Source organism: uncultured Agrobacterium sp. (genome assembly GCA_913777615.1).
Taxonomy (GTDB): Bacteria; Pseudomonadota; Alphaproteobacteria; order Rhizobiales; family Rhizobiaceae; genus Agrobacterium.
On record CAJYTK010000007.1, the window covers coordinates 129157 to 146599 of the forward strand.

Consider the following 17443-nt stretch of genomic DNA (forward strand, 5'->3'; position numbering starts at 1 on the left):
GCTCGATCTCAGTCTTCGATAAAGACGTCCATTCCGACCTGTAGAATGCCGGGATCGATCACGTCGCAATAGACGCCTAGGCAGCGGTGATTTGTCCGCAGGATCGTTCGTAGAACCTCTGGTTGCTCGGGTAGATCAGGCTGAGGGATCAGCGTCACGCCACAGCGCTTGGTTCTCTCGATGACGATGGCGCGGACGCTACCGATATGGAGGATTGCGCCAATCCAACCGTCTTCCGGAAAATCGTCGGTCAGAGCTGTATCGAGAAGAAGTGATGGCCTGAAGCGCCGGCGATCTGCCTCCTGCGTAACCAGTCTGCCCTCGATCTGCCTCACAGACGAAGAGCTGAGAAGATGCAAAGGGCTCGCCTTATACGCTCTCCCGATGACAGGGAGCCTCGGCGATATCTCTTCGGCCACATCTGGATACTTGCCGAGCGATACGCCAAACCCGAAATGAGCCGACAGTCGCTCGACAATATGACGGTCTTCGATGGAGAGTTCCTGGTCGTCGGGGAAGCGGATCAGTGTTTCACCAGTCTCCCCAACGCGGCTGCCGAGTAAGAGTGCCGGGCGCCAGCGCGGATCTTTCTCCGGCGTGGCGATAGCGCCAGTTTCCGTCTCGAAAAGGCCGAAGCGTCGATCGCCTTCAAGGCCGCGTTCGTCAATTGAAAGTGCATTGCACATTTCGCCCCCGGTCGAGCTGACCGGGTAGCGCCAAAGTTCCTGAATGTGGCCAACTTTGTTCATATGGGACATTCCGACGATGATTACGCCGTAAGACGCTCATGAAAGTCGGCTCTTGCCATATCCGCGATGATGGACGCTGCTACGGCCTCACCGATCTCCGCTGCGCTGGTAATACCCTGGATAAAAGGGTGTTTGTGCAACAGATAAGGTATGGCGGCGCAATAGAGTGCGGTTTGAAGGGCGCCTCCTGAAATGACGCGGTAATCCTCATCGACATCGATGCCTCCAAGATACTCGACTTCGCCCACGTGATCCTCTGGCAGTATGCTCAACTCCCGCAGGGTGGGTGCCTCGCGCACGACATTTGCATTCACCAGGCTTGGAAAAGGAATATCCTTGGCAGAATGAGCGCTCTGGCCTGTCGCATCGATAAAGGTATCGAATTCTAGTCTCTCGGATTCTGTTTTGACCGTCGCGCCCCTTTTGCCCGGCGCCGTTTCGATCTCGTAGTCGTTTCCAAGCTTCTGAATCGATAGGACTCCCGCATTGTGAAGCGCCAGAAGGCGCTGGATGGAAAGGTGGGGAACAGTCGCATATTCGTCGATGAAGATGCTTTTGAAGGATTTTCCGAAACGTCGGAAATCGTTCAAGTCGAGATGCGGGACAATCCTGGCAATGATCTCGTGGGTGGTCATGATGGCGTTGCGCCACGGCACGGTAACCTTTTGGATCATATTGCTTTGTGCTTCTGCCAGATTGCGTGCGGCCCAGGCGAAGGCATCGATGCCGGATCGCTGGGCATAATAGGCCTCGGCAAAACTGTCTGCATCGAGATCCGACAAGCCAATCTTCATGGCATATTCCGGATCGCGAAGCGCGAGCTCCTGGCTAAAAAGCGTAAAAGTCGCGTCGAGAAGACCGCTGGAACCCTTCGCGATCAATGCATCCACCGCTTCTTCCGTGCAGATTGTGGGCGTCTCGTAGGGGATTGGGAAATAAAAATCGGCTTCCGGCAAAAGCCCTTTTCGCGACATCATCGTGGCGTGGAAGTCACCTGAACCGGCTGCAGGCTTGTAGATCAGGGCGCCCGCTTCATCGTATAAGAACGAGCCGTGTGCTGTCGATACCGTCATCAGCGCATCGATAGCGCTAAGAGACGTTCCGAGAATTCCAAGCGAGCCGCTGGGTATGCCTTCCAAGGCTGAAGCGGGCCAAGGCGAGACGAAGTAGCCTGGCTTCGTTTCGGTCGTCTCGGGCCAGTCATGCCCGGTAGCGATCACGACATAGCTGAACGAACTGCCGAGATCCTCTCCTTGCCCGGTCTTTACCTGTATGGCCGTCTCACCGACGACGATATCGGTGACGCGGTGGGCGGGTTTTACCAGCACGGCGTGTCCCTTTTCCTTTGCTACCGTCAAGAGGAACCGGAACTGCGTATGTAAATAATCGCCCAAGACAACGCGGGGGTAGAACTGCCGCTCGTCTATTTCACTTTTGACGATGCCGAAGCGCTGGAGATAGGCATCAGGCTGCTTCGCCAGCCAGTCCATCAAAGTCTGACCGATGAAAGGAATTTCGATGCTGGGAATGTTGCAGAGCATTACCGGATCGTTGATGCTTGGCAGATAGGGAGTCCCTTTGCCCGCCTCGCTCTCGGCTTCGTAGATGGTAATATCGAGAGGCGTAGGTGACGCGATCAGGTTCTTCAGCGTGTAAATGCCGGTCGGACCCGATCCGATGATACAGATTCTGTTCTTCACGTAAGTTTCGCCGATTCAAAATGGTGATGCCGATCATGTTAAAGAACAGGATCAGTAAGTTGTTCCGTCGATCTTTCGGAGCGTCCGGTAACGGACGTTGTTTGTATCGTGCTGGACTGCTTCTTGGACGCGCAGGGGGAGGTTCGGAAGAGCCGAACAGTGGATTTTTGTCGGAACGAAATAGCGCCCGGCTCATTTTCTGAGCGTCAACGAATACCGACAGGAGGAAATATCCAATGATCTCTGCAGACAACATTCGCGAGCATATGGAAGTCAAGGCAGCCGATGGCAGCCACGTGGGAACCGTCGATCACCTCGAAGGTCAGAGCCGCATCAAGCTGACGAAAAACGATGCCGACGACGGCAAGCACCACCTGATCCCGCTGGACTGGGTCGATCACGTCGATTCCCATGTGCATCTCAGCAAGTCGGCTTCCGACGTGCGTGAGAACTGGGAAACGCTCAACTGAGCAACCAGCCCTGTGCGTGAAAAAATGCGGCTATTGAGCCGCATTTTTTTTGCCTATCATCTCGGACGACGGCTTTTTAGGCGGCGCGTTCCAGGCCGGGGGCTTCCACTCCGGTCCTCTCGACATATTCGGTATATCCGCCGTCATATTGGTGGATACCATCGGGCGTCAATTCGAGAACACGATTGGAGAGAGCGCCAAGGAAGTGGCGGTCGTGCGAGACAAACAGCATCGTGCCCTCATATTCCGAAAGCGCCTTGATCAGCATCTCCTTGGTGTCGAGATCAAGATGGTTGGTAGGCTCGTCCAGAACGAGGAAATTCGGCGGATCGAACAGCATGGCGGCCATCACGAGCCGCGCCTTCTCGCCACCTGACAGGACACGGCATTTCTTTTCCACATCGTCACCTGTGAAGCCGAAGCAACCGCTGAGCGCGCGAAGCGGGGCCTGACCAGCTTTGGGGAAACGTTGTTCCAGCCATTGAAGAATGGTGGCGTCTCCGTCGAGAAGATCCATGGAATGCTGGGCGAAATAGCCGAGCTTGACGCTAGCGCCAATCGTGACGCTGCCATGATCCGGTTCTGTACTGCCGGTCACAAGCTTCAGCAGGGTCGATTTACCCGCGCCGTTCACACCCATCAGGCACCAGCGTTCCTTGCGACGGATCATGAAGTCCAGGCCGTCGTAGATTGTGCGACTGCCATACGCTTTCTTGACCTTCTTTAGGGAAACAACATCTTCGCCGGAGCGAGGCGCAGGAAGGAATTCGAAGGCCACGGTCTGGCGGCGGCGTGGCGGTTCGACGCGCTCGATCTTGTCTAGTTTCTTCACCCGGCTCTGCACCTGGGCGGCATGAGACGCACGTGCCTTGAAGCGTTCGATGAATTTCAATTCCTTGGCAAGCATTGCCTGCTGACGTTCGAATTGCGCCTGCTGCTGCTTTTCGTTCTGCGCCCGCTGTTGCTCGTAAAAACCGTAGTCGCCGGAGTAGGTTGTCAGCGAGCCGCCATCGATCTCGATGATCTTGTTGACGATGCGGTTCATGAACTCACGGTCGTGAGACGTCATCAACAATGCGCCGTCATAGGTCTTCAGGAAATTCTCAAGCCAGATCAGGCTTTCGATGTCGAGGTGGTTGCTCGGTTCATCGAGTAGCATCACGTCAGGTCGCATCAAGAGGATACGAGCAAGGGCCACGCGCATCTTCCAGCCGCCCGAAAGCTTGCCAACGTCGCCGTCCATCATTTCCTGGCTGAAGCTCAGCCCCGCCAGCACTTCGCGAGCGCGGCCCTCCAGCGAGTAACCATCCAACTCCTCATAGCGGGCCTGAACTTCGCCATAACGTTCGATGATTTCGTCCATCTGGTCCAGTTGATCGGGGTCGACCATGCGCGACTCCAGTTCGCGCAGTTCGGCTGCGATCACGCTGACAGGGCCGGCACCTTCCATCGCTTCCGCGACCGCGCTGCGGCCTGCCATTTCGCCGACATCCTGGTTGAAATAGCCGATCGTGATATTCTTCTCGGCAGCGACCTGTCCCTCGTCTGGCAGTTCCTCGCCGGTGATCATACGAAACAACGTCGTCTTGCCAGCGCCGTTAGGCCCCACCAGACCGACCTTTTCGCCGCGATTAAGGGCGGCAGATGCCTCGATATAGAGAATGCGATGGCTGGCAGACTTGCTGATATTTTCAATGCGGATCATGGGGAGCGGACCAAACTGTCAAAACGTTGCGCCCCTATGCCATGGTGCGCCGCCGGTGTCATCCGCTGAATGGTCGGGAAGGGCAGGAAGGGCAGCAAAGCAGTGGTGTAAAGCAAAAAACGACCCCGTAAGGATCGCTTTTTGGTCTTTCGCCTTGGGAGGCCGGTTTATGCCTGTGGCTGCTTGGTCTTGCGCAAGTAGGGCAAAACCGTATCGAAGGAACCGAAACGCTTCACTGCGTCTTCGTTGGACACTGCGGCGGTGATGATGACGTCGTCGCCCTGCTTCCAGTTGGCGGGCGTCGCGACCTGATGCTTCGCCGTCAACTGAATGGAGTCGATGGTACGCAGGATTTCATCGAAGTTGCGGCCAGTCGTCATCGGGTACGTGAGGATCAGCTTGATCTTCTTGTCCGGGCCGATCACGTAGACGGAGCGCACGGTCGCGTTGTCGGCAGGCGTGCGGCCTTCGGAACTGTCGCCGGCATCGTCAGGAAGCATGTCGTAAAGCTTGGCGACCTTGAGTTCCTTGTCCCCGATCAACGGATACTCGACATTAAAGCCCGTCGCGGTCTTGATGTCCTGCTTCCACTGCGCATGGCTCTCTACCGGATCAACAGAAATGCCGATGACCTTGACGTTGCGCTTTTTGAATTCCTCGTCGAGGCCTGCCATCGCGCCGAGTTCGGTGGTGCAGACAGGCGTGAAATTCTTAGGGTGAGAGAAGAGAACGGCCCAGCTATCGCCGATCCAGTCATGAAAGCTGATCTGGCCCTGGGTCGTGGCAGCGGTAAAGTCCGGTGCGGTCTGGTTGATGCGCAATGTCATTGTCTGCTCCCATTCACATGCTGACGGAATAGTGCCGTGAAACCAGCCACATGTCGCCGCAGATTTGTGCTTGCGGGGAAGCTTCAAAGGAAAATGAGTCTGAATTTGGAGTATCAGCGCAAAATTTATCCTCAGGCAACATGATGGCCGAACGGCTTGTTCGGCCATCATGCAATAGTTGAGGTTACGAAATGACCGGATCGAGCGAGCCGGAGGCGTAACGCTTTGCCATATCGCGCAAGGCGATCGGCTTGATCTTGGCTGCCTGACCTGCGGTATTGAACAGTTCGAAACGTTCCTTGCAGAGCTTGGTCATCGCTTCTCGCGCTGGCTTCAGATATTTGCGCAGATCGAATTCAGCAGGCTCTTCGACGAGGACCTTACGGATCTGGCCGGTGATCGCCATGCGGCAATCGGTGTCGATATTGATCTTGCGAACGCCGTTCTTGATGCCGCGCTGGATTTCTTCGATCGGAACGCCGAACGTAGGCTTGATCGCGCCACCATAGGCATTGATAATGTCCTGCAGATCCTGCGGAACAGTCGAGGAACCGTGCATCACGAGATGCGTGTTCGGCAGCTTGCGATGGATTTCCTCGATGACGTTCATTGCCAGAACGCTGCCGTCAGGCTTGCGCGTGAACTTGTATGCACCGTGGCTGGTGCCCATGGCGACGGCCAGCGCGTCCACCTTGGTCTCGCGAACGAATTTTACCGCTTCGTCCGGATCGGTCAGAAGCTGGTCGTGCGACAGAACGCCCTCCGCGCCATGTCCGTCTTCAGCCTCGCCCATACCGGTTTCGAGAGAACCGAGAACGCCGAGTTCGCCTTCGACCGAGATGCCGCCGTAATGCGCCATGTTGGTGACCTGGCGCGTCACACCGACATTGTAATCCCAATCGCCCGGCGTCTTGCCATCAGCCTTCAGCGAGCCGTCCATCATGACCGAAGTGAAGCCAGCCTGGATGGCCGTCATACAGTTGGCAGGCTCGTTGCCGTGGTCGAGGTGAACGCAGACGGGGATGTCGGGATAGATTTCCACCACGGCGTCCATCATGTGCTTGAGCATGATGTCATGCGCATAGGCACGAGCGCCGCGCGAAGCCTGCATGATGACCGGCGAATTGGTTTCGCTGGCGGCATCCATGATGGCCAGTGCCTGTTCCATATTGTTGATGTTGAAGGCGGGCACGCCATAATCGTGTTCAGCTGCATGATCGAGCAGTTGGCGGAGCGTAATTCGAGCCAAGGTTTCTCCCCTTAATTGAAGGTCACCGTCAGGTGCGGGACCATTTGAACCGAGTGTGTGACCGATTTTTCATCACGGGAAACACTCTTGTCTTGAAGGGGATAACTCGCCAAGCACTTTTTGAAGGCACGAGTTTTTCAAACGATTTGGTTCGAATCTTTTTTTTGGACGGCTTGTCAAAGCGGCATTTTATGCGCTGATTTCAACCACTGCGAGAACCGAATCGGAAACTTCAATGAACTATTCAAAAGAAATTAACCTGTCGTAGTTGGGCGAAAACCCGTCGCTTTCTGCGCAGGCTGTTTGCGGTCTTCACGCCATCATCCATTCAAGCTTGCAAAAGACAAGAACTGAGCCTGGTGCCAGCGGCGCACCTGCGCTTTCGTAGATGCCGCCAACAAAGGGAACATAACAGATATGAACAAACTGCTTGCATCGACCTGTCTCCTATTCGGACTGCTGGGCGGCGCTGCTGCCGCCAATGCTGCCGATTGCGGTAGCCCGACCATCGCCAGCATGAACTGGCAGAGTGCCGAAGTGCTTTCCAACATCGATAAGATCATCTTGAACGAAGGCTATGGCTGCACCGCTGACATCACGGTGGGCGATACCGTTCCGACCATCACCTCGATGGCTGAAAAGGGTCAGCCGGATATCGCGCCGGAAGCTTGGGTGGATCTGCTTCCCGATGTCGTGAAGCGCGGCGTCGATGAAGGCAAGCTTGTTATTGCTGCCAAGGCCCTGAAGGACGGCGGCGTCCAGAGTTGGTGGATACCGAAGTATTTCGCCGACGCCCATCCTGAAATCAAGACTTTCGCGGACGTCTTCAAGAACCCGAAATTGTTCCCTGCTCCTGAAGATCCAAGCAAGGGTGCCGTTGTCAACGGCCCGCAGGGCTGGGGCGGTACGGTCGTCACCGCGCAGCTTTTCAAGGCCTATGGCGGCGAGAAGGCTGGCTTCACCCTGGTCGACAGTGGTTCTGCTGCCGGTCTCGACGGCTCGATTGCCAAGGCTTACGAGCGCAAGCAGCCCTGGGTCGGCTATTACTGGGCGCCGACCGCAATCCTCGGCAAGTATGAAATGGTGAAGTTGACGCAGGACGTTGCGAACGATCCAGCGGAATGGAAGCGCTGCAACACGGTTGCCGATTGCCCCGACCCAAAGCCGAATGCATGGCCGGTCGATCAGGTCGTGACGCTCGTCGCCAAGCCATTTTCCGAAAAGGCCGGCCCTGATGTGATGGCCTATCTCAACAAGCGGTCCTGGGACAACGCCACCGTCAACAAGTTGATGGCTTGGATGACAGATAACCAGGCCACTGGCGAAGACGGTGCAAAGCACTTCCTCAAGGAAAACGCCGACGTCTGGACGACCTGGGTGTCGCCAGAAGCGGCCGAGAAGATCAAGGCGTCTCTCTAACTACTCCCCCTCGCCACGCCGTTCTCTTCAAGAACGCGCGGCACGCGAAACGACATGCGGCGCCCATCTGCCGCATGTCAACGCCGTGGGTGACGATACGTCACTGTTCGACCGTTCCCCCAAAGGGGTAACGCTCACAGGGGATGACTATGGATTGGTTTTACACATTTCCGCACATGAATGATGAGGCTCTTCGGAACCTCAAGAAGGTGATCGACGACGGCTTCCGCGGCTTTACCCGAGAATGGGGTGGCACGATTGAAACGTTCTTTTCGCCGCTTCAGCATTTTCTGATCTCGGCCGAACGCTTTATGACACAGACACCGTGGCCGATCATCATCCTGATCATTATGGCAATCGCCTGGTTCGCCAGCCGCAGCCTCAAGATCGTTTTCGGCTGTCTGATCACGCTTCTCCTCATCGGTTACTTCGACATGTGGACCGACACGATGCGGACGATCTCGATGATCTTTGTCTGTACGGTGCTTTCCATCGCTATTGGCCTACCGCTCGGTATCGCCATGTCGCGGTCCGACCGCTTCCAGCGGATCGTCAATCCCGTGCTGGACGTGATGCAGACGATGCCAAGCTTCGTTTATCTGATCCCGGTCGTCATGCTGCTTGGCATCGGCAAGGTTCCAGGCCTGATCGCCGTCGTTATCTACGCCATCCCGCCGATGATCCGCCTGACCGATCTCGGCATCCGACTGGTTGACAAGGACGTGCTGGAGGCAGCTGATGCCTTTGGATCGTCCGGTTGGCAGAAGCTCTTCAAGGTACAGTTGCCGCTTGCCTTGCCGACGATCATGGCCGGTATAAACCAGACGATCATGATGGCGCTTGCCATGGTGGTGGTTGCCTCGATGATTGGTGTACAGGGACTGGGACAGCCGGTGCTGAAAGCCATCGCCAACCAGTATTTCACGCTCGGCATCTTCAACGGTCTTGCCATTGTCGGCATTGCCATCATCTTCGACCGAATTAGCCAGGCCTATGGCAAGCGGCTCCAGAAGCACCAGGAGGTCGCCCATGGCTGATGATTTCGGCGGTATTGAAATCCGCAATCTCTACAAGATTTTCGGTTCCAACCCTGCGTCCCATGTGGAGGCCGTGCGCAACGGTCTGACGAAGCAAGAGTTGAACGAAAAGTATGGCCATGTGCTCGGGCTTCGCGATATCAACATCACCATTCCGTCGGGCTGCATTCAGGTCATCATGGGGCTGTCCGGCTCCGGCAAATCTACGCTGATCCGCCACATCAACCGGCTGATCGACCCGACCGCCGGAGAGGTGCTGGTGGATGGCGTGGATGTGGTGAAGATGTCAGCGACTGAACTTCGCGAGTTTCGTCGCCACCAGACCGCTATGGTGTTCCAGAAGTTTGCACTTCTGCCGCATCGCAACGTGCTGGACAACACGATCTACGGGCTCGAAGTGCAAGGCGTTGCGCGTGACAAGAGCATCGATACGGCGATGCGCTGGCTGGAGCGCGTTGGTCTGAAGGGCTTTGAGCAGCGCTACCCCAACCAGCTTTCGGGTGGCATGCAGCAGCGCGTCGGTCTTGCGCGGGCTCTCTCAAACGACGCGCCCGTGCTGCTAATGGATGAGGCCTACTCGGCGCTCGATCCGCTGATCCGCACGGACATGCAGACCGTGCTTCTCGATATTCAGAGCGAGATCAAGAAAACCATTGTCTTCATCACGCATGATCTGGATGAGGCGCTGCGGCTAGGCGACCAGATCGCCATCCTGCGCGATGGCGAGGTTATCCAGCAGGGTGACAGGCAGGATATCGTGCTTCGTCCGGCCGACGCTTACATTGAAAGCTTCGTCAAGGAAGTGAACCGCGGTCGCGTCGTCAATGTCGAAGCGGTCATGACGCCGGTCCGCAGCACTGTCGTTGCTGATGCGCCGCCAGTTCCTGCTGGCACAAGCATTGAGGAAGCCATGCGTCTGCTTGCCATTGGCGGACATGAGGTTGCGACAGTGGTTGGCAAACAGGCCGAGCCGCTCGGCATCGTGACCTTCCGTCAACTGGCAGGTGCCATGGTCAATGCACCTGGCTCCGCAGAGCACTCCCATGGAGATCATGTCGTTCGTGCACAGGCCTGAACGGACTGTTCACTAATCGCTTCGGTACATCCTGCTGGCGGCTCACTATATGTGGGACAACCACAGTCATTAAGTCAGCAGGTTTTATCTCATGAAGAAGATCGGTTTTCTGTCCTTCGGCCATTGGAGCCCCGGACCGCATTCGCAGGCACGCACCGCCAAGGACGTTTTGCAACAATCCATCGAACTTTCCGTCGCCGCGGAGGAAATCGGCGTCGATGGTGCATATTTCCGCGTGCATCACTTTGCTCGCCAGCTCGCTTCGCCTTTTCCTCTGCTCGCGGCAGTCGGCGCGCGCACCAAGTCGATCGAGATCGGCACGGCCGTCATCGACATGCGCTACGAAAACCCGCTTTACATGGCGGAAGATGCCGGCTCTGCCGATCTGATATCGAACGGACGTCTGCAATTGGGCCTAAGCCGAGGATCGCCTGAACAGGTGATCGACGGATGGCGCTATTTTGGTTATCGGCCGGCTGATGGGGAAAGCGACGCCGACATGGGCCGTCGCAACACCGAGATATTGCTAGAGGTCCTCAAAGGCCAAGGCTTTGCCGAACCAAATCCGCAGCCGATGTTCCCCAATCCTCCCGGCCCTTTGCGGCTGGAGCCACATTCGGAAGGCTTGCGCGAACGCCTATGGTGGGGTGCAGGCTCCAACGCCACGGCCCAGTGGGCGGCGAAGCTTGGCATGAATTTGCAAAGCTCGACGCTGAAGGATGATGAGACAGGCGAACCCTTCCACGTTCAGCAGGCGGCGCAGATCCGGGCCTATCGCGATGCATGGAAGGAAGCGGGTCATGAACGGACGCCACGCGTATCGGTGAGCCGCAGCATTTTCGCACTCGTTGACGATCGCGACCGCGCCTATTTCGGCCGAGGTTCGAAGGAAAGCGACAGCATCGGTTACATCGACGCCAATACGCGTGCGATCTTCGGTCGCTCTTATGCGGCCGAGCCGGATGTGCTCGTCAAGGAACTCGCAAAGGATGAGGCGGTGGCGGAAGCCGATACCTTGCTCTTGACGATCCCGAACCAGCTTGGCGTCGACTATAACGTCCATGCGCTGGAGGCGATCTTGAAATATGTTGCGCCGGAACTCGGCTGGCGCTGACGATATTACAGCGTCGTCTGCGATTAGGATCAGAAAAGACGCTCTAACTCTCTGGATGCAATATTAAAAAAGCCGGAGCGAATATCGCCCCGGCTTTCTCTTATCAGATGAGTAGACTTACTTCTGCCAGCTCTTCACCAGTTCGTCGTAGTTAACGGTAACCGGCTTTTCCTTCTCGTTGTCGACCTTCAGCTGCGGTGCCAGATTGCCCTTGGCGACCGCGTCCTTGTGCCAGTATTCGAGATCGTGCTCTTCCGCGAGCTTCGGTCCCTTGTCTCCCTGAACGCCTGCGCGTTCCAGGCGTGCCATGACCTTTTCCTGTTCGGCGCAAAGCGAGTCCATGGCTTCCTGTGCGGTCTTCGCCCCGGAGGAGGCGTCACCCACCGCCTGCCACCACAGCTGAGCCAGCTTCGGATAGTCAGGAACGTTGGTACCAGTCGGCGACCACTGAACGCGGGCAGGCGAGCGGTAGAATTCGATCAGACCGCCGAGATCCTTGGCGCGCTTGGTGAAGCTCTCGTGGTTGATCGTCGATTCACGGATGAGCGTGAGGCCGACATGCGCCTTCTTCACATCCACCGTCTTGGAGGTGACGAACTGCGCGTAGAGCCAAGCGGCTTTGGCGCGGTCCGTCGGGGTAGACTTCATCAGCGTCCAGGAACCCACGTCCTGATAGCCGAGCTTCATGCCGTCTTTCCAGTAAACGCCATGCGGGGAGGGGGCCATACGCCACTTCGGCGTGCCGTCCTCGTTGACGACCGGCAGACCCTTTTTGACCGCATCCGCGGTGAAAGCGGTGTACCAGAAGATCTGCTGAGCGACTTCACCCTGCGCCGGTACCGGACCGGATTCGGAGAAGTTCATGCCCTGCGCTGCCGGAGGTGCGTAAGCCTTCAGCCAGTCGAGATATTTCTGGATGGCATAGACGGAAGCAGGGCCATTGGTGTCACCACCGCGCGCAACGCAGGAGCCGACTGGCTGGGACTTTTCGTTGACCTTGATACCCCATTCATCGACCGGCAGACCGTTTGGCAGACCCTTGTCGCCGTTGCCGGCCATCGACAACCAGGCGTCGGTGAAGCGCCAGCCAAGCGACGGGTCCTTCTTGCCATAATCCATATGGCCGTAGACCTTCTTGCCGTCGATTTCGCGACCGGTGAAGAACTCGGCGATATCCTCATAGGCCGACCAGTTGACCGGAACGCCGAGATCGTAACCGTACTTGGCCTTGAAATCGGCCTTGTTCTTGGCGTCGTTGAACCAATCGTAGCGGAACCAGTAGAGGTTGGCGAACTGCTGGTCCGGCAACTGGTAGAGCTTGCCGTCCGGCGCGGTGGTGAATTTCGTGCCGATGAAGTCGGGAAGATCGAGACCAGGATTGGTGACGTCCTTGCCTTCGCCAGCCATCCAGTCGGTCAGGTTGCGCACCTGCTGGTAGCGCCAATGCGTGCCGATGAGGTCGCTGTCGTTAACGAAGGCGTCGTAGATATTTTCGCCGGACTGCATTTGCGTCTGCAGCTTTTCGACGACGTCGCCTTCGCCGATCAGGTCGTGGGTGATCTTGATGCCGGTGATGTCCGAGAAGGCCTTGGCCAGCACCTTGGATTCATATTCATGCGTCGTCAGCGTTTCGGAGACGACCTTGATGTCCATGCCTGCAAATGGCTTTGCAGCGTCGATAAACCATTGCATTTCCTTTTCCTGGTCCGCACGGGAAAGGGAAGAAAGGTCGCCGACTTCTTTGTCCAGAAAGGCTTTGGCTTCATTCATGCCGGCGTGAGCCACGCCGGTGATTGCCAGCAGCACTGCTGCCGTGGTGGTAAGAAGATGCATTCGCATAAGAGGTCCTCCCAAGGTTTTGCGATTGCGTCATGTAGAGAAGTGCCGGGTCGTCCTCCGCCCCGGTATGTTGTCGGCAGCTATACGAAGCGGAACACCCCGATCGCATAGACAACCGAAAGAGCGAGCGCCCACCAGAGGCTTGGGCCGACAAAGCCGAGCCAAGCGAGGTTGATGAACGCAGAGCCGAGCAGCGAGACGAAGAGCCTGTCCCCGCGCGTCGTCTCGAAGCGAAGAATGCCGACGCGCGGATTACCGCCGGGTGAAAAATATTCCCACACCGCCATGCCGATCAGCAGCATAAGGATCGTCAGAAAAAACAGGGCTGTCGGCAGCGTCCAGGCCATCCAGGAAAAATTCATGTGAGATTCTCCTTTCTCAGACGCGGCCGAGGGCAAAGCCCTTGGCGATGTAGTTTCGGACGAAATAGATGACGAGCGCTCCGGGGATGATCGTCAGCACGCCAGCAGCCGCCAGAACACCCCAATCCATCCCCGAAGCAGAAACTGTGCGTGTCATGGTCGCGGCAATCGGCTTTGCCGCCGTCGTGGTCAGGGTTCTGGCGAGCAGTAGCTCGACCCATGAGAACATGAAGCAGAAGAAGGCCGCTACGCCGATGCCGCTCGCGATCAGAGGCATGAAGATCTTCACGAAAAAGCGCGGGAAAGAGTATCCGTCGATATAGGCGGTCTCGTCGATTTCCTTCGGAACGCCGGACATGAAGCCTTCCAAAATCCACACCGCCAGCGGCACGTTGAACAGGCAGTGGGCGATTGCGACTGCGATATGCGTGTCGATCAGACCGAAGGCGGAATAAAGCTGGAAGAAAGGCAGAGCGAAGACGGCCGGGGGTGCCATGCGGTTGGTGAGCAGCCAAAAGAACAGATGTTTGTCGCCCAGGAACCGATAGCGGGAGAAGGCATAGGCCGCTGGCAGGGCCGCTGCGACCGAGATGACGGTGTTTAGCGCCACATAGATGATCGAGTTGATGTAACCGTTATACCAGGACGGGTCGGTAAAGATGATCGTGTAGTTACGCAGCGTCGGGTTTTGCGGCCAGAGCGAGAAGGCACCGAGGATTTCGGCATTCTCCTTGAAACTCATATTCACCAGCCAGTAGATCGGCAGCAGCAGGAAGATGATGTAGACCGTCGGGATCAAAAAGGAAAACCGGCTCATGGTGGAATTGCTCATATCGGTCTCCTTTCTCACGCGTCCGCGTCGCTGTTTGTCATGACGGTGTAGAAGATCCAGGACAGTGCCAGGATGATCAGGAAGTAGATGATCGACATTGCCGCAGCAGGACCTAGATCGAACTGGCCGACGGCCATCTTCACGAGGTCGATCGAGAGGAACGTCGTCGAGTTGCCGGGACCGCCGCCGGTGACGACAAACGGTTCGGTGTAGATCATGAAACTGTCCATGAAGCGTAGCAGCACGGCGATCAGCAACACACGCTTCATCTTTGGCAGTTGAATGAAGCGGAAGACGGACCAACGCGAGGCGCCATCGATGCGGGCGGCCTGATAATAGGCATCCGGAATAGAGACAAGACCGGCATAACAGAGCAGCACGACAAGGCTTGTCCAGTGCCAGACGTCCATAACGATGACGGTCGCCCAGGCATCCACTGGATCCTGCGTATAGTTATAGTCGATGCCGAGCATCGAGAGGTAATGGCCAAGGAAGCCGATATCGACGCGACCGAACACCTGCCAAATGGTGCCGACGACGTTCCATGGGATGAGGAGCGGCAGCGCCATCAGCACGAGGCAGACCGGAACGCCTAACCCCTTTTTCGGCATGTTCAGCGCAATCAGGATTCCAAGCGGAATTTCGATGGCCAGGATGACCAGCGAGAAAATCAGGTTGCGGATGAGCGCATCCCAGAAGCGAGGTGAATGCAGCATCTGCACGAACCAGTCGGTGCCCGCCCAGAAGAACTCATTATTGCCGAACGTATCCTGCACCGAGTAGTTGACGACCGTCATCAGCGGGATGACGGCTGAGAAGGCGACGAGCACCAGAACCGGAATGACGAGGAACCAGGCCTTGTTATTGACTGTCTTGTCCATGGCTCAGGCTCCTGTTCCGACGCGCCAGCTATCGGCGTAAATGCCGATCGCTTTGGGATCGAAGGTCACGCGCGGGTCTGCGGGAATCTCACCATCTTCCGGAACCACGATGGTCAACGGCTGGCCGGCAAAGCTGGAGCGTACGACCTTCTGCCGACCGATGTCCTCCACCTTGTTGATCGAGACCGGCATGCCGTCGCGACCAAGCGAGATGAATTCGGGACGGATGCCAAGTTCAGTTTTTGCACCCGCGCTGACGTTTGGCGCGAAGGACAGCGCAATTGTCTGGTCGCCGACCGTTGCCTGTGCGCCGTTCAGAGAAACCGGCATCACATTCATGCCAGGCGAGCCAATGAAGTAACCGACGAAAGTGTGGCTTGGCTTCTCGAAGAGCTCCGCTGGCGTCCCGATCTGGACAATCTGGCCGTCATACATGACGACGACCTTGTCCGCGAATGTCAGGGCTTCGGTCTGATCGTGCGTGACATAGACCATTGTGAAGCCGAACTGGCGGTGAAGTCGCTTCAACTGCGAGCGCAGCACCCACTTCATATGCGGATCGATGACCGTCAGCGGCTCGTCGAAGAGGATGGCGTTCACATCATTGCGCACTAGCCCGCGCCCGAGTGAGATCTTCTGCTTCTGGTCGGCCGTCAAGCCTCGCGCACGGCGCTTCGCCATCGCGGCAAGATCGATCATCTCTAGAATTTCCTTGACGCGACGATCAACATCCGGCTCGGCCACGCCGCGATTGCGCAAAGGAAAGGCGAGATTGTCATAGACCGTCATCGTGTCGTAGATGACCGGGAACTGGAAAACCTGCGCGATGTTGCGCTGCTCTGTCGGCAGGGTAGTAACGTCCTTGCCATCGAAGAGAATGCGACCATCCGACGGGTGGATCAATCCGGAAATGATGTTGAGCAAGGTCGTCTTGCCGCAACCGGACGGCCCGAGAAGCGCATAGGCCCCGCCATCGCTCCATTCGTGATGCACTTCTTTCAGAGCGTAATCGTTGGCTGCTTTGGCCTTGGCGTTGTAGGCGTGGCGGATATGGTCGAGACTGATACGTGCCATGTCTCTATCTCCTCACGCGGCAGCAAGCTTAGGAGCGGCAAGGGAACGGCCATTCACGTCGAAGGCCATCAGGTGACGGGTATCGAGATAGATATCGATCTGCCGGTCCGGCTCGATATCGAGAATGCCGCGTGTCAGCATGACCCATCGGTGGCCGGCAAAATCCAGATGGATGAAGCTCTCCGAACCGGCAATTTCAGACACCAGCGTCTTTGCCTGAAGTTTCACGGCATTGATGTTGGTCGGCTCGGGATAAAGGTGGTGTGGATGAAATGCTGCCGTCATCGGCCCGTCAGCAATTCCGGAAAGATGAGCGGGCACGGCGAAAGCCGGCTGGCCATTTTGCAGGAAGGAGCCGCCTGCTTTCGTCAGTTCGACGATGTTCAAGGGCGGATCGGCAAAGGTTCTGGCGGAGATAAGATCCACCGGATTACGATACATATCGATGGTCGGGCCATATTGCGTGATACGGCCTTGGCTCAGCGTTGCCGTATTGCCACCAAGCAGGAGTGCCTCGGAAGGCTCGGTGGTTGCGTAGACAAAGATCGCGCCGGACGAGGCGAAGATCTTGGGCAACTCCTCGCGTAGTTCTTCGCGCAGCTTGTAATCGAGGTTGGCAAGCGGCTCGTCCAGAAGAACGAGGCTGGCATTCTTGACGATGGCGCGAGCAAGGGCGGTGCGCTGCTGCTGGCCGCCGGAAAGATTGAGTGGCGTGCGCTCCAGATAGGGCGTCAGCTTCAACAGCTCTGCCGCCTTGCGCACCTCGCGATCGATCGTGGCACTATCCTTTTTGGCGATCCGCATCGGGGAGGCGATGTTTTCGTAAACGGAAAGCGAGGGATAGTTGATGAACTGCTGATAGACCATGGCAACGCTGCGATCCTGCACGCGTTTGCCTGTCACGTCAGTGCCATCGAACATCAGCGAGCCTTCGGTCGGCTTGTCGAGGCCGGCCATCAGCCGCATCAGGGATGTCTTGCCGGACAAGGTCGGGCCCAGCAGGACGTTCAGCGTGCCCCGCTTGAGTGTGAGATTGGTCGGGTAGATATGATAATCCCCACCCACCATCTTCGCGATATTGCGCAATTCAAGCATTCTGTCCCGCGGCCT

General features: G+C 57.0%; 16 protein-coding genes. 5 read left to right on the forward strand and 11 right to left on the reverse strand.

The annotated features are described in order from the left end of the window. Positions 1–8: 8 nt before the first annotated feature. Complete coding sequence (locus QZ862_RS06275; RefSeq protein ID WP_296017300.1) at positions 9–749, reverse strand: MOSC N-terminal beta barrel domain-containing protein; 741 nt, start codon at positions 747–749, stop codon at positions 9–11. Positions 750–769: 20 nt separating this feature from the next. Continuing rightward, positions 770–2449 carry an FAD/NAD(P)-binding protein gene (locus QZ862_RS06280; protein ID WP_296098281.1) on the reverse strand — a complete coding sequence of 560 codons (1680 nt, stop codon included), beginning with the start codon at positions 2447–2449 and terminating at the stop codon, positions 770–772. Between the two features lie 236 nt (positions 2450–2685). On the opposite strand from QZ862_RS06280, the gene QZ862_RS06285 reads away from it, so the two are divergent. Further along, entirely contained in the window at positions 2686–2919 is a 234-nt protein-coding gene (locus QZ862_RS06285; RefSeq protein ID WP_296017296.1) for a DUF2171 domain-containing protein, read from the forward strand. Between the two features lie 76 nt (positions 2920–2995). Here QZ862_RS06285 and QZ862_RS06290 read toward each other — a convergent pair whose 3' ends face one another. The 3 genes from QZ862_RS06290 to fba form a co-directional block, all read right to left on the reverse strand. Continuing rightward, positions 2996–4624 carry an ABC-F family ATP-binding cassette domain-containing protein gene (locus tag QZ862_RS06290; protein WP_296080288.1) on the reverse strand — a complete coding sequence of 543 codons (1629 nt, stop codon included), beginning with the start codon at positions 4622–4624 and terminating at the stop codon, positions 2996–2998. A gap of 167 nt (positions 4625–4791) precedes the next feature. Then, complete coding sequence (locus QZ862_RS06295; RefSeq protein WP_296080291.1) at positions 4792–5451, reverse strand: peroxiredoxin; 660 nt, start codon at positions 5449–5451, stop codon at positions 4792–4794. A 184-nt stretch (positions 5452–5635) separates the two neighbouring features. Beyond that, the gene (gene fba / locus QZ862_RS06300; RefSeq protein WP_296017292.1) at positions 5636–6700 is read right to left on the reverse strand and encodes a class II fructose-bisphosphate aldolase; all 1065 of its coding nucleotides are present in this window, start codon (positions 6698–6700) and stop codon (positions 5636–5638) included. A 417-nt stretch (positions 6701–7117) separates the two neighbouring features. Between fba and QZ862_RS06305 the strand changes: the two genes are divergently transcribed. The 4 genes from QZ862_RS06305 to QZ862_RS06320 all read left to right on the forward strand — a co-directional run bounded on the left by QZ862_RS06305 (position 7118) and on the right by QZ862_RS06320 (position 11345). Further along, complete coding sequence (locus QZ862_RS06305; RefSeq protein WP_296017290.1) at positions 7118–8119, forward strand: ABC transporter substrate-binding protein; 1002 nt, start codon at positions 7118–7120, stop codon at positions 8117–8119. A gap of 149 nt (positions 8120–8268) precedes the next feature. After that, positions 8269–9156: a proline/glycine betaine ABC transporter permease gene (locus QZ862_RS06310; RefSeq protein WP_296034691.1), complete on the forward strand. Its 888-nt coding sequence runs from the start codon at positions 8269–8271 to the stop codon at positions 9154–9156. After that, positions 9149–10231 carry a glycine betaine/L-proline ABC transporter ATP-binding protein gene (locus tag QZ862_RS06315; protein WP_296098283.1) on the forward strand — a complete coding sequence of 361 codons (1083 nt, stop codon included), beginning with the start codon at positions 9149–9151 and terminating at the stop codon, positions 10229–10231. Before QZ862_RS06310 ends, QZ862_RS06315 begins: the two co-directional genes overlap by 8 nt. A 91-nt stretch (positions 10232–10322) precedes the next feature. Then, positions 10323–11345, forward strand: a complete 1023-nt coding sequence (locus QZ862_RS06320) for an LLM class flavin-dependent oxidoreductase (protein WP_296098285.1) — start codon at positions 10323–10325, stop codon at positions 11343–11345. 117 nt (positions 11346–11462) lie between these two features. Here QZ862_RS06320 and QZ862_RS06325 read toward each other — a convergent pair whose 3' ends face one another. The 6 genes from QZ862_RS06325 to QZ862_RS06350 form a co-directional block, all read right to left on the reverse strand. Further along, positions 11463–13184, reverse strand: a complete 1722-nt coding sequence (locus tag QZ862_RS06325; RefSeq protein WP_296017283.1) for an ABC transporter substrate-binding protein — start codon at positions 13182–13184, stop codon at positions 11463–11465. Positions 13185–13264: 80 nt separating this feature from the next. Next, a complete protein-coding gene (locus QZ862_RS06330) occupies positions 13265–13546 on the reverse strand; it encodes a DUF2160 domain-containing protein (RefSeq protein WP_296034698.1) in 282 nt (93 codons plus the stop codon). Between the two features lie 16 nt (positions 13547–13562). Further along, complete coding sequence (locus tag QZ862_RS06335) at positions 13563–14378, reverse strand: carbohydrate ABC transporter permease (RefSeq protein ID WP_296080295.1); 816 nt, start codon at positions 14376–14378, stop codon at positions 13563–13565. 14 nt (positions 14379–14392) lie between these two features. Then, positions 14393–15259, reverse strand: a complete 867-nt coding sequence (locus QZ862_RS06340; RefSeq protein ID WP_296017277.1) for a sugar ABC transporter permease — start codon at positions 15257–15259, stop codon at positions 14393–14395. Between the two features lie 3 nt (positions 15260–15262). Continuing rightward, on the reverse strand, positions 15263–16333 hold the full coding sequence (locus tag QZ862_RS06345) for an ABC transporter ATP-binding protein (protein ID WP_296098287.1): 1071 nt from the start codon (positions 16331–16333) through the stop codon (positions 15263–15265). A 12-nt stretch (positions 16334–16345) separates the two neighbouring features. Further along, positions 16346–17428: an ABC transporter ATP-binding protein gene (locus tag QZ862_RS06350; protein WP_296098289.1), complete on the reverse strand. Its 1083-nt coding sequence runs from the start codon at positions 17426–17428 to the stop codon at positions 16346–16348. Between the last annotated feature and the right edge of the window lie 15 nt (positions 17429–17443).